This is a genomic window from Bombilactobacillus sp. ESL1092 (assembly GCF_058107465.1).
In genome coordinates this window covers 1,307,390-1,320,581 of the sequence record NZ_CM176594.1, presented here as the reverse complement: position 1 = coordinate 1,320,581, position 13,192 = coordinate 1,307,390, and the positions used below count along the sequence as shown (strand labels likewise).

The window sequence follows — 13,192 nt, the reverse complement described above, 5'->3', positions numbered from 1 at the left end:
AATTTAATACACAGAATAAGGTGTAAAATGTGAAAAAAACTCAAACTGATCTCAAAAGAACTATGAACCAGTATCAACTATTCATGATTTCGTTAGGCGGGGTCATTGGTACCGGACTTTTTTTAAGTTCTGGTTATACCATTCATCAAGCTGGCCCCATTGGCACTATTTTGGCTTATGCTTTAGGAGCGGTAATTGTTTATTTAGTTATGTTGTGTCTAGGTGAATTATCTGTGGCTATGCCAGAAACTGGATCATTTCATGTTTATGCAACTAAGTTCATTGGACCAGCAACTGGATTTACCGTCGCCATTTTATATTGGTTAACCTGGACAGTCGCCTTAGGTTCCGAGTTTACCGCTGCAGGCATCATTATGAAGCAATGGTTCCCCCATTCCCCCACTTGGATCTGGAGTCTGTTGTTTATGACTTTAATTTTTGTTTCCAATGCTTATTCCACTAAGTTCTTCGCGAATACCGAATTTTTATTTTCGAGCATTAAAGTCATTGCAATTGTGGTGTTCATTCTTTTAGGAGCTGCGGCTATCTTCGGGATTATTCCGATGAAAGGTTATACTCACGCACCACTCTTTCATAATTTATTTAAAGATGGACTCTTTCCCAACGGTTTTAAAGCAGTCTTTACAACCATGTTAACTGTTAATTTTGCCTTTTCCGGTACCGAATTAATTGGCGTCACTGCCGGTGAAACTAAAGACCCGGCTGTGGCTTTACCCAAGGCTATTCACACTACCTTATTTCGGCTAGTCCTCTTTTTTATTGGAAGTATCATTGTCATGTCCGCCTTAATTCCGTGGCAAAAAGCCGGCGTTAATCAAAGTCCGTTTGTCCTTGTTTTCAACAAAATGGGCTTACCGTTTGCTGGCGATATCATGAACTTTGTCGTCTTAACTGCCATTTTATCAGCCGCTAATTCGGGATTATATGCTTCAACGCGCATGTTGTGGTCACTGGCTCACGAAAAAATGATTCCTTTAAAGTGCGCACAAACCAATTCCCGTGGTGTTCCTATGATCGCTTTGTGCTTGAGCATGGTGGGCGGCGTTTTGGCTTTGATCTCTAGTGTTTATGCAGCTTCAACCGTGTATTTAGTACTCGTGTCTATTTCCGGCTTAGCCGTGGTCATTGTCTGGATGGCCATTGCTTTATCCGAAATTAATTTTCGCAAGCAATGGCTGCAAGCTGGCCACACTGTCGATGAATTACAATACAAAACTCCTTGGTATCCTGTGGTACCGTGGGCTGCATTTATTGCAAGTTTATTATCATGTGTCTTGATTGTTTTTGACCCAACCCAACGGCCCGCATTATTTTATATGATTCCCTTTCTCATTTTGTGTTATGCTGTTTATTATCTTAAAGAATGGCTGGTCAAACGCCAAACTAAACATTAACTAGTAATACTTTTCAAATATCAAAATAACCAATTAAATTGCTTAACAAAAAAAGTAATGCCCACTTGCATTACTTTTTTTATATTTATAATATTAAAACTTTATCTTTATTTTCTGATTAAACTAAATTTACTTACTTAATAATGAAGCCGCCGCTTGATCTAGTAAGATTACGACATCTGAATGCCGTTGCAACACACTGGCAGGAACGTCCTCAGTCACTGGTCCTTCAATCATTTGTTGCACCGCTTGCGCTTTGTCCGCGCCAAAAGCTTCTAAAATGATCTGCTTGGATTGCATAATCGATGCAATCCCCATCGAGTAGGCTTTCTTTGGCACCTCTTCAATGTTCTTAAAGAAACGCGCATTGGCATCAATCGTAGATTGCGTCAAGTCAGCTACATGTGTCGTTAAAGCAAACGAGGTCCCCGGTTCATTAAAACCAATATGCCCGTTACGCCCAATTCCTAAAAGTTGTAAATCAATTGGATTTTGCGCAATTATTTGGTCATACCGTTGAACTTCTTGGTTTGGATCTGTTGCTAAACCGTCAGGTAAATAAGATTGAGCAAACGGTTTTTGCTTAAACAAATGTTCTTGCATAAAATAATGATAACTTTGATCATTAGCAGGACTAATCCCCAGATATTCATCTAAATTAATGGACACACATTGTGAAAAATCCAAATTACTTTGGACAAGATTTTGATAGGTCATAATAGGAGTTGACCCAGTGGCCAAACCAAAAGTCTGAGCTCCCTGCGTTAAACTAGCCGCAAACATTTGTGCTGCCTGTTGACTAGCAACCACTTGATCCTTAGAAATAATAACTTGCATAGTTGATCCTCGTTCCTCTAAATAATGGTCTAGTCCAATTATAATTAATCTAAACCATTAGTCAAGTTGCAAGCTTGCACTACTGTTTATAATAACTTCAAAAAGATCGTCGCAATCACCACTGAGGCCAACGAAACTGTCGCAAAGCCCCCCACCAACATCTTGGGTAACATTTGATCTAACAAGTATTCATGCTGTTGCGGATCCTGCGTTAAACTATCCACTACTTCGTTGGTCAAGATGTAATCCATTGGAAAGCCGAATAAAGCAGTTAGTGAACAAGCAAAGGCCATTTGCCACGACATTTTTAAAGGTTTGGACAAAATAAACGAGATAATAAACATCCCCAATAAACCTAAGACAATTAACGTAAAAATCTGCACAATTAAGCCCAACACTTCCTGAGGTTTAATTAAACTCAATTGTGAAAATCCGTAAGCCAAAATTCCGTACATTAACCAATTATAAACGCCCGCTTGATTTAAAATTTCATCTTCTAAAAAGCCAATTTGATGAAAGATAACACCTAAAACCAAGCACCAGATACTAGAATTAATACTTCCGTGCATCAATTGTGACAACCCATTACCTAACAAAGCCACCAGTGCCACTTTAGCTAATAAAAAAGCCGATGTTTGATAAGATTTTGGTAGTCGCAAACGTTGTACCTTCTCGGCACGCTGATCATCAGTTGCATTATCAGTTTTAGGTTTTGGCGAAAAAGTTTTTAACAGTCGGTGACCTTCTTGTTTTAAAACCAATGAAGTCAAAGGATAACCGACCAAAGAATGCATTACCATCATCGCAATCGGTAACGCTGATAAGGCAATAATTCCTTTTTGCTTGAGACCTTCGGTCATCAATAACGCGGCCACAATTCCACCAGTTAATGGAGGGATCGCCGCTATCACAGTATGCCAGTTAAATAATAACGTTCCAATCGTTAACGTTAATAATAAAGTTCCTAACACCCCACTAATTGCAATCAAAACCGCTTTCCATTGTTGTAACAACTTCTTTAAACTCATCATCGTTCCCAAATGGACTAAGATGAAGGACATAAACATATTAACCGCCGTATTCGTATATGACGCATTAGCTGCTAAATTTTTTGGAAAAAACGTCCAATAGCCAATTAAAAATAAAATAGCCGTAACAAAAATTGAGGGCAAGTAAGCATGAGTCTTAGTTGAAACCCACTCCCCCACAAACATACAACACATTACTGCCAAAAATGATCCAATAATCATTAGCACTTGACTCACCCTCTTCTTTCAATAAAAAATTAGTTTAATTTAATATTATTTAATAATATTTGTCAACGCTTTTTTATTTTCTGACAACTAAGTAGGATAAATCGCAAACTTTTCCAAATCATTTTTTAATAATTATTCAAACTAAAATCTTCAAAAAATCATCTTTCCTCCAAAAAATTTTAATGGTTATTCTTTTTCTTAAGCCATTTAATTCTCTGAAGACTAAAAAATTTCCATCAAAATATTCTCCTCATTTCTTAAATTCGAGCCAAAATAAAAAAATACCCGTCTAATTGCCGAGTATTTTTTTAAAGTATTCTTAGAACTAAACTTATTATTTTACCAAACGAATAATCCAACTGTTGCTGCCGACAAAAGTGAAACTAAAATTCCAGACAGTAACAAATAACTAATATTTTTAGCGATATAATTGTTTTTCTCACGATCAATCAAATCTTTAAATGCCCCAATAATCATGCCAATCGTTGAAAAGTTAGCAAAGGAAGTTAAAAAGACGGTTAAGATGGCTTGATAATGTGGCGCCAAATCATGAATTGTTTTCGTAACTTTACCCATGACCACAAATTCGTTCGTCACTAACTTAGTTCCCATGTATTGAGCAAATTGAAAGGCATCGTGGACATTGAGCCCCATCAACCAAGCAAACGGGAACATGACAATTCCCAACAAGTGTTCCAAACTTAACCACGGATTGATAATTCCTAACAATTTATCAATCAAAGCTGCTAAGGCCACAAAGGCCACAACATTAGCCGTAATAATTAACACTAATTTACCAGCGGCTAAAATCGAATCACCTAAGAATGAGAAAAACGGTTCTTTTTCATTGCTACCAGCTTCTTGGTCAGCGTCATTAGCTTGACCACCAACAGTGGCAATTGTATCCTCACTCGGAGTAACTGTTACCGGGTTTAAAACACTAGTAACAATAATGGCATTAATGATATTCACAGGAATCGCGGTCAACACGTATTGTCCGGGCACCATTTTGGTATAAGCACCAATAATCGAAGCCGTCACACAACTCATCGACATCATCGCAATGGTTAAATTACGTTCCTTACTCATTTGCCGTAACTGAAGACCTGAGACTGCTAAGGCTTCAGTATTACCTAAAAACATCATTTCTACAGAAAAGAATGATTCAAAGCGGGGTTGACCAGTAACTTTAGCTAAACCTTTGCCAATCCATTTAATGACCCACGGTAGAAAACCAATATAAGTCAAAATATCAAACAGTGGAACAATCAACAAAATTGGCATCAAAACACTAATCACAAAGTCCATATTTTTGACATGCACCATGCTTGGCAACGCGAACGCAATTCCGGTATAAGCTACTTGAACAAGTTGATTAAAACCTTCCGCAGCTCCGGAAACAATGTCCCGCCCAATGGCAAAACTAGTTAAGAACCAGGCAATCACTAAATTGATGATTACCATGATAATTACTGACCGCCAATTAATTGCCTTTTTGTTTTTCGAAAACAAAAAAGCTACTCCAATAAAGACCAGTAAACCAATTGCATTAACAATTAAGTACATCGCTCCTTCACTCTCCTATATTATCAGTCTAAATATATCATTACATTTTTTTTCGACGGTGGCAACGGAACTTTACTACAATTTATACATTAGATTTTACTAATTTAACCAAAATATCAAATTTAAACTATTTATTTTTTAATCATGCCGCTACTGTTTTCTCATTCTGATCTGACTTAACTTAAATGAGAAAAATCTTGGATTAGCTCAAAAATTCGCCATAAAAAAATTTTTCAACAATAACTTTTGATATAAAAAATTAAAGCCATTTCCTATAACTAATAAATTGTCATGCTATAATGGCTGTGAATTTTTGCCGTATCAATTGAAATAATATATGGAGGTCTGCATGCAATTAACCCAGATTAAGCGATTTGCTAAAAATAATTTAAAAAACGATGTTAGTGGTCACGACTACTGGCATTTACAACGTGTTGCTAATTTAGCCACTACACTCTATCAGACTGATCACCAGTTAGACTCTACGACTAAAGATTTGCTCACGACGGCCAGTTTCTTACACGAAACAACTGACGAAAAACTGGTCAAAAATTTGCAGCAGCAACAACAAACAGTGCAAACATTACTAATTACAGCCGGTTTTGACCATTTACAACAACAAGAAATTCTGCAAACAATTAATAATTTATCTTTCGCTCACAACCTCGCACACCACCAAAAATTGCCCGCCTGGGGATATTATGTACAAGACGCAGATCGCTTGGATGCTTTAGGGGCAATTGGAATTGCCCGGGCTTTTGCCTATGGTGGTAGTCACGAACAAGCCATTTACGAGCCAAATATTCAACCTATTCAGCTCACCAGCCAACAAACTTATCGCCAACATCCGACGACGACCATTAATCATTTTTATGAAAAATTATTGCACTTAAAAGATTTAATGCATACCGCTGCCGGACAAGCCGTTGCCCAACAACGAACACAAATCTTACAAAATTTTTTAACTGAATTTTTTGCTGAATGGTCTGGGCAAAAATAGCCAAAAAAGCTGAGATAAAAAGAAAATACCTTTCTTCTTGTCTCAGCTTCTTTATTGAGTTTGCAACAAACTCTTATAGATATTGTCTGGAAACAAACTGCTCTAAAATTTTTGAAAACTATTTACCACAAGAACTGACCAATCTCTGATCCGATCACTGCTGGCTTTGAAGCCGTTAATTCTTGATACTGTTGTACTCGTGGTTTCAAAATTGTTTCGAGCGAATGTGCCGTTAAATCAGTAGTTTGCTGTTGAATATTTAAGACCCGCACGTTACTTTTCAGGTGATGCCGCTGGTGCCAAAAATAATCTAAATCTTGAGCTGGAATTTTGGCAGTAGTGATATTAACTTGCCGTTGTAATTGTGGCAAAGTTGTTTGTTTAGCTGCTTGTACCTGGTAAGCTAACGTTACTGTGTTGCCTGCGTCTTGAGCAACTACATTATATTTTTTAATGCGGTATTGTTGTTGTAATTGGGACAATACTGTCTTCAGATTATGTCCCATTTGTTGATAGCTCAAAGTAGTAGCTTTTTGCATCGTAACTTTAATCAAAGGATGGTGCACCTTCGTTTGCCAATTACCATGCCAGGTAACTTTACCTTGCGGTGAAACCACCGCCCTTAATACAGTCTGCGCCTGATTATGCTTGTTAGCGTATTTCATTAACGAGCTTTTAGACTTCTTAGCTTCTTGCACATAAAGTGTAGGAACACTTTGGACTTGATTAACACTGTGCGGTTGAGTCGAACGCCATGATAAGACTGCCAGCAAAATAAAAATAACTACTAGCGCCAAACCTAATCCTAAATTGTGCCCCCGCAACTGCGCATGCTCTTGCTTCATTGATCAACCTCATCTCTTGAGCGTTTTTGCCAGACAGCTTGCGCCTGTGCATTGACACCAATTGCTGTTTTAATCAAATGGTGGGTTGTTAATTGCTCTTGTTGGACAAAGCTCTGTACCATTTCCCCATAAGGAACTTCACGTTCATATTTAATATCAAATTGTCGCAAACGATATTTTAATAAAAACTCACGCCCTAATGCATCCATCATCCAGTCTAAATAAATCGAATTATTCACATGACCATTAACATCAATATCCGCAAAACGTGTCCGGTAAGTAACGGGTTCATTAACATATTCAATTAAATCTATCCGCGGAAACCGCCAAATTTCATTGGAGTAAGGACAAGCCAAGCGCTCCATAATTTGGGGGTCAATCGCTAACATCTTACGTGTTTGAATATCTAACATCACCCAATTACTGGTTAATTTAACTAACTGTTCACCAGCCATATTTTGCACAGTAAAAGTCCGATAACAAAAGAACTTATTATAACTGTTGGCTTGCGTGGTAATTTTGATTTGTTCATTCAGTTGCGGTAAATGGGCAATTTCTAGGTGATACTTAGTGACCACCCAGCCTAAACCTTGCTGCACCATTTGTTGGGAATCAATCTGAACTTGATGTAATTGATGCTCAGATACTAATAAAATTTCATTAAATAAACTGGATAAATTCATTTCACCAGTGGAATTAATATCGTAGAACGGAACCTTGATTTGTTCCGCAAAGATTTGTGAATTCATACTTTCGGCTCCAATCTGTGATAACTGTTATAAACTTGTTGACGTGATAACTGCTGTTGGTGAGCTACTTGCTTAATAGCGGCATTGGGCTTTAAACCTGTATCAATTTGTTGTTGCACTAAGGTGCGCACTTGCTCACTAGATAATGCTTCATGACTAACTGGCTCTACAGTTCTCCCAGCAACAATGATAACATACTCACCACGCGGCTGATGGGTTGTGAAATAGTCCTGTACTTGTGCTAAACTGCCACGTAAAAAGGCTTCGTGAATCTTCGTTAATTCCCGCGCTAACACGACTTGGCGTTGTTTGCCTAACGTCGCAATCAAGGCCGCCACGGTCTTGACTACCCGATACGGTGATTCATACAAAATAAAAGTCGCGGACAGTTGCGCTAATTTGGTTAACTCCGCTTGCATCTGGGACGCTTTCCGCGGTAAAAAGCCATAAAAATAAAATGGTTGCGGTAATAATCCCGAAGCAATCAGTGCTGTTAAAGCGGCGTTGGGACCAGGCAAGGGAACCACTGGAATTTGAGCTTTAATACAAGCTGCGACCAGTTCTTTACCAGGATCACTAATTGACGGCATTCCGGCATCACTAACCTGCGCAATCTTGAAGCCTGCTTGTAATTTAGCTATGAGCTCGGGCAAACGTTGCTGGGTATTATGTTCGTGAAAACTAATTTGAGGTGTCGTAATTTGAAAATGATTGAGCAATTTTTGTGTATTTCTGGTATCTTCTGCGGCAATCAAATCTACGTCCTTGAGTGTTTGAATCGCTCGTTCACTCATATCTTGTAAATTACCAATCGGTGTGGGTACCAAATATAAGCAACCCGTAGCTGCCGCTTGAAAACTAGCTACTTCTTGAATCATTTTATTTTGGCCCCCGATCACCATAAATTACGTCTAAACAAAAAGCGCATTCTTCATTGTTCTCACGGTGGGCACCATACATAACGGTACAAACATGAAAACCTTCTTCATAAAGTTTTTCTAAAGTCCGCCGCGCATGTGGTAATTCAGGTTCTTTTTTGGGATCCATCTCTGCCAGACGATTACGTAAATGTTCATTTTCAATTTTCAGCTCTGCATTTTCCTCTAAAACGCGTGAAACATCATCTTTCATGGTTGCCAAGGCAGTAGTTAAATCCTGAGCCACTTGTTGTAGTTCTGCAAACTTTGCATAATAATCTGTTTGTTTCATAATCAACTTCCTTTAATGGGCGTTGTTGCTTGTAAAGCTAAAAGTTCCAAACAATTTTCAAAACTAACATTAGCATGCCATAATTTTTGCGAATGTAACAGCTGCACAGTCAAATGCGTAATCCTTTGCAAGCGGGGCGCATCGGTCACACTAGCTTGTAACTGTTTGGTTAACATAGCTTCAATCAAGCCCCAAAATAGCGCTTGTTGGGAATGATTTTCAATTAACGGCACCACTTTTGCCGCCACATTCACAAAAGCTTGCCACGGCTTGGTTTCTAACAATTGGACCCAAGTTTGACTGGTTTGCTTTAATTTCGCAAATTGTTCGCCAGTAAAATCATCCGTGATTAAGTTTTCTAAATGGAAAGCCGTAATCATTTTTTGATCTGGTTGACTAAAAGAACGTGCTTGTAAAGTCTGTGCCAAAGTCAAATCTTCATGTTCCTGCAGATTAAAAACTTGAACCCGTGACAAAATTGTCGGCAGCATGGTCGTTGCACTATCAGTTACCAAGATCGTTGTCACCCGACCACTGGGATCTTCTAAAAATTTCAATAAGCTGTTAGCCGCTGCTGCCGTTAGTTTTTGCGCCTGTTCAATCAGTAACAAGCGGCGCGTACTTTCCACCGCACTTTGCTCTAATTGCTGCTTAGCTCCGCGGATTTCATCGACGCCTAAACTTGCTTTAGTGGTCGATAAACGCAAAACATCTGGAAAATCCCAGTGTGCAATCCGGCGACAATGATCACACTGTAAGCAGGGAAAACCGGCTGCAGTATCTAAGCAATAAATGGCTTGCACAAACCAAACACTTAAAGCTTGCGCCTGCAAAAAATTATTGCCCGCTATTAAATAAGCATGGGAAATATGTTGCTGATCAACCTGTTGGGCTAATTGTTTCGTTAAAGCTGGTTGTTCTTGAATAATCGGTGCAGTCATTAAAAATGAACCAGCTTTTCTATCGGTAAAATAAAGACCGTAGCGCCCCCAACAGTCACTTCTACTGGTTGTTCCGGAATTTCACCGAGCATATTCGTCGCAATGGCTGTAGAAACGTATTCTTGGCGTGTTTTAGAATTATCATGAATTAAAGTTAACAATTCGTCCACCCGTTCATCCGCAATTCCAATTAAAAATGTTGAATTACCATTGCGCAAAAAATTTCCGGTCGTTGATAAACGCGTTGACTGAATTTGAGCCTGATTCAGTGCCTTACTTAATTTAGCATGGTCTTTATCTTGAACGATTACAATTACTAGTTTCATAATTAGCCCTCTTTTGTGAAAACCGTGGTGATTTCTTGGAGACAAGCTGCTACTACTGCGGCTGGTGTTTGAGTCGCATCAATTTTTTTAATCCGTTGCGGATTTTGTTGCCATAATTTTAAATACGCTTGGTGAACTCGTTGATGAAAAGCCAACGTCTCTTGCTCCAAGCGATCAGTCGCCGTCGCTCGCTGACGTTTAATCCGCGCTAAACCGACTTCGGGCTCCACATCAAAGTATAAAGTCAGCTGAGGCATCACGTTTTGCGTGGCAAACTGATTAATTTGCCAAATTTCATCCGTACCTAACTGTCGTCCAGCACCCTGATAAGCAATCGAACTATCTACATAACGATCACTCAAAACTATCTGACCTTGAGCTAAAGCAGGTTCAATAACATCCACTAAGTGCTGGCGCCTTTGCGCAGCATATAATAAAGCTTCCGTACGCGCATCCATTTGTGTGTTATCAACATCTAAAATCAACTGGCGAATCTTTTCAGAAATACTACTACCGCCGGGCTCGCGTGTCAAAAGAACTGGCTGGTGCAACAACTGGGGCAATTGCTTTGCGAGTTGCTGAGCCGCAGTTGATTTACCAGAACCATCTGGTCCTTCTAAGGAAATAAAAATTTTCGGCACAGCAATTACCTACTTTCTTAGTTTATAGTTTTATTGTACAAAAGAAGTCCGTGAACGAGAAGTTTTTTCTTAAAGTTGTTGACGACCTTCGACTGCCCGCCGCAACGTCATTTGATCAGCATATTCAATATCGGCGCCGACGGCTAAGCCGTGCGCCAAGCGGGTTACCTTAATGCCCGCTGGTTTAATCAATTTAGCTAAATACATCGCAGTAGCTTCGCCTTCTGGTGTGGCATTAGTTGCGACAATCACTTCTTGAAATTGCTGATTTTGCTTTAAACGCTCTAATAAATGTTTGATTTGTAAATCTTCGGGACCTACACCATTGACTGGCGACAAGACGCCGCCCAAGACTTGATATAGTCCATTATAACTTTGCATATTCTCCATCGCCATAATATCTTTGGGTTGTTCAACGACCAATAACTGGCTGTGATCCCGACTAGTACTACTACAAATTTCACAAGGTTCTACATCAGTAATGTTGCCACAGATTTGACAATAGTGTAGCTCGGTTTTGACAGCCGTCAAACTTTGCGCAAATTCACTGACATCTTCTTGATCCATTCCAATTGTAAAAAAGGCCAACCGCGTCGCCGTTTTCTCACCAATTCCTGGTAATTTCATATATGAATCAATTAATTTCGTCACTGGACGAGGATATTGCACGTTCACAACTTCCTTTCTTAATCATGATCAACTTCCACTAAATCATCGCCAAATAAGTCTTGGGCCTTTTTGACTAAATCGACAGTTTCTGATTTTTTTTCCGCATGAGTGGCACGGACATCATGTCCCTTTAAAAAATCTTGCCGAATTTGGGGCCAATCTTCTGCCGCTACTAAGACCACATCAGCATCATTTTTCAACAACTTATCCAAATTATCTTTCAACAACGCTAACATTTCTTGATTACTCATCACGCGCTCAAACCAAAGCGCATAATCAAACGAAACAACCACTCCTTCGGCACTGGCGGCCACGGGTTTGGAAACTTTCATCACGGCTTTTTGGGTCACATTTAACATACTCATTAAATCTGGCCAAATATCTCGGACTTGAGTTAAAGCTTGGCGTGTGGCTGACTGCAAAATTTGATTAATTTTAGCTTGATCAACATGAACTACTGCTTTGGGCTTGGCTATTTGGGGCCTAGTTTGAACTTTACTGTTTTGCGCGGTAGTCGCTGACGGCTCAGTTGTTAGCTTTACTTGTTGTAATTGTTGCACTTGTGTTTGTAAACTTTGCACTTGTGCTTGTAACTGCTGTAATTGGGGAAGTTCAGCGCCTGGGGCCGGAGTTTTCGGTTGTTGTAATTGTTCAATTAATTTAATAGTCAAGACTTCTAAATAAATCGACGGTCGATCAGCTGCGCGTAACTCTTGTTGTGTTTGAGAAACTAGCTCAATCAACTGATACAATTGATCAGTGGTAAATTGATCCTTTAAGGTTAACAACTGTTCCGACACCAGTGAGCGATCTAAGTCCGATAATAAATCAACATCCGTTTTAGCCAATAATAAATCCCGGGCTGTCGACATTAAAGCGTCCGTCAAGCGCTTGGCGGAACGTCCACTAGCCATAATTTCGTGCAAGCTAGTCAAAGCTTGGGCGACGTCGGTGGCAGCCAAAGCTTTAAAATAGGTTTCTAATTGTTGATTATCTAAAGCCCCCGTGACTTCTAGCGCATTCTCTAACTGCAATTGTCCTTGCCCCAGTGATAAAGCTTGATCCAAAATACTTAAAGCATCCCGCATCCCACCTTCAGCTGCTTGGGCAATTAAGTCTAATCCTTGCTCGTCATATGGCACTTGCTTCTCTTGCAAAATTAATTTCATGCGCGCCAACAAATCACTGGCACCAATCCGGCGAAAATCAAACCGCTGCGTCCGCGAAATAATGGTCGCAGGCACTTTTTGTGGTTCGGTAGTTGCCAGAATAAAAATCACTTTGGCCGGCGGTTCTTCTAAAGTTTTTAACAAAGCATTAAAAGCGCCTGTCGATAACATGTGTACTTCATCAATAATATAAACCTTATATTCCGCCTGCGTTGGGGCATACTTAACTTTATCGCGAATATCACGGATTTGCTCCACACCGTTGTTGGAAGCCGCATCAATCTCTAAAACATCATTCAAGCTGCCATTAGTAATGGCCTGACAAATTTCACACTGATTGCAGGGCTCACCATTATCTTGATGCGGACAATTGACCGCTTTCGCCAAGATTTTGGCACACGAAGTTTTGCCAGTACCCCGAGGTCCTGTAAACAAATACGCATGACTAACTTGTTGTTCACTAACGGCATTCTTTAGTGTTGTAGTAATCACTTCTTGACCAACAACATCGCTAAACTTTTGTGGACGCCACTGCCGATATAACGCCTGATAAACCATTGAATACCTCC

Annotated in this window: 14 protein-coding genes; 2 read left to right on the top strand and 12 right to left on the bottom strand. The window is 39.5% G+C overall.

Features of this window, described 5'->3' with window-relative positions; translation table 11 throughout:
• Positions 1 to 62 precede the first annotated feature (62 nt).
• Entirely contained in the window at positions 63 to 1,415 is a 1,353-nt protein-coding gene (locus AC3B6Y_RS06045; RefSeq protein WP_489757707.1) for an amino acid permease, read from the top strand.
• Positions 1,416 to 1,544: 129 nt separating this feature from the next.
• Here AC3B6Y_RS06045 and AC3B6Y_RS06040 read toward each other — a convergent pair whose 3' ends face one another.
• The 3 genes from AC3B6Y_RS06040 to AC3B6Y_RS06030 all read right to left on the bottom strand — a co-directional run bounded on the left by AC3B6Y_RS06040 (position 1,545) and on the right by AC3B6Y_RS06030 (position 5,074).
• Entirely contained in the window at positions 1,545 to 2,252 is a 708-nt protein-coding gene (locus AC3B6Y_RS06040) for a glucosamine-6-phosphate deaminase (RefSeq protein ID WP_489769175.1), read from the bottom strand.
• Between the two features lie 86 nt (positions 2,253 to 2,338).
• Positions 2,339 to 3,502, bottom strand: coding sequence for a hypothetical protein (locus AC3B6Y_RS06035; protein WP_489791511.1), 1,164 nt, complete (start codon positions 3,500 to 3,502; stop codon positions 2,339 to 2,341).
• Positions 3,503 to 3,847: 345 nt separating this feature from the next.
• Positions 3,848 to 5,074, bottom strand: a complete 1,227-nt coding sequence (locus AC3B6Y_RS06030) for a NupC/NupG family nucleoside CNT transporter (protein WP_489757214.1) — start codon at positions 5,072 to 5,074, stop codon at positions 3,848 to 3,850.
• 349 nt (positions 5,075 to 5,423) lie between these two features.
• On the opposite strand from AC3B6Y_RS06030, the gene AC3B6Y_RS06025 reads away from it, so the two are divergent.
• Positions 5,424 to 6,074 carry an HD domain-containing protein gene (locus tag AC3B6Y_RS06025; RefSeq protein ID WP_489790692.1) on the top strand — a complete coding sequence of 217 codons (651 nt, stop codon included), beginning with the start codon at positions 5,424 to 5,426 and terminating at the stop codon, positions 6,072 to 6,074.
• A 122-nt stretch (positions 6,075 to 6,196) separates the two neighbouring features.
• Here the strand turns inward: AC3B6Y_RS06025 and AC3B6Y_RS06020 are convergent, their stop codons facing one another.
• From AC3B6Y_RS06020 to dnaX, 9 genes are all read right to left on the bottom strand, one after another.
• Positions 6,197 to 6,919, bottom strand: coding sequence for an alpha/beta hydrolase (locus AC3B6Y_RS06020; protein WP_489790690.1), 723 nt, complete (start codon positions 6,917 to 6,919; stop codon positions 6,197 to 6,199).
• Positions 6,916 to 7,668 (bottom strand): acyl-[acyl-carrier-protein] thioesterase, encoded by a 753-nt coding sequence (locus AC3B6Y_RS06015; protein WP_489757211.1) that lies wholly within the window; start codon positions 7,666 to 7,668, stop codon positions 6,916 to 6,918. Before AC3B6Y_RS06015 ends, AC3B6Y_RS06020 begins: the two co-directional genes overlap by 4 nt.
• Positions 7,665 to 8,546, bottom strand: a complete 882-nt coding sequence (rsmI, locus tag AC3B6Y_RS06010) for a 16S rRNA (cytidine(1402)-2'-O)-methyltransferase (protein ID WP_489790689.1) — start codon at positions 8,544 to 8,546, stop codon at positions 7,665 to 7,667. Before rsmI ends, AC3B6Y_RS06015 begins: the two co-directional genes overlap by 4 nt.
• A 1-nt stretch (position 8,547) precedes the next feature.
• Complete coding sequence (locus AC3B6Y_RS06005) at positions 8,548 to 8,877, bottom strand: DNA replication initiation control protein YabA (protein WP_489757209.1); 330 nt, start codon at positions 8,875 to 8,877, stop codon at positions 8,548 to 8,550.
• Positions 8,878 to 8,879: 2 nt separating this feature from the next.
• Positions 8,880 to 9,818, bottom strand: coding sequence for a hypothetical protein (locus AC3B6Y_RS06000; protein ID WP_489790687.1), 939 nt, complete (start codon positions 9,816 to 9,818; stop codon positions 8,880 to 8,882).
• Positions 9,818 to 10,144 carry a cyclic-di-AMP receptor gene (locus tag AC3B6Y_RS05995; RefSeq protein ID WP_489757207.1) on the bottom strand — a complete coding sequence of 109 codons (327 nt, stop codon included), beginning with the start codon at positions 10,142 to 10,144 and terminating at the stop codon, positions 9,818 to 9,820. Before AC3B6Y_RS05995 ends, AC3B6Y_RS06000 begins: the two co-directional genes overlap by 1 nt.
• A gap of 2 nt (positions 10,145 to 10,146) precedes the next feature.
• Positions 10,147 to 10,785, bottom strand: coding sequence for a dTMP kinase (gene tmk / locus AC3B6Y_RS05990; protein WP_489790686.1), 639 nt, complete (start codon positions 10,783 to 10,785; stop codon positions 10,147 to 10,149).
• Between the two features lie 69 nt (positions 10,786 to 10,854).
• A complete protein-coding gene (gene recR / locus AC3B6Y_RS05985; RefSeq protein ID WP_489757205.1) occupies positions 10,855 to 11,454 on the bottom strand; it encodes a recombination mediator RecR in 600 nt (199 codons plus the stop codon).
• A 17-nt stretch (positions 11,455 to 11,471) separates the two neighbouring features.
• Positions 11,472 to 13,181, bottom strand: coding sequence for a DNA polymerase III subunit gamma/tau (gene dnaX / locus AC3B6Y_RS05980; RefSeq protein WP_489790684.1), 1,710 nt, complete (start codon positions 13,179 to 13,181; stop codon positions 11,472 to 11,474).
• Between the last annotated feature and the right edge of the window lie 11 nt (positions 13,182 to 13,192).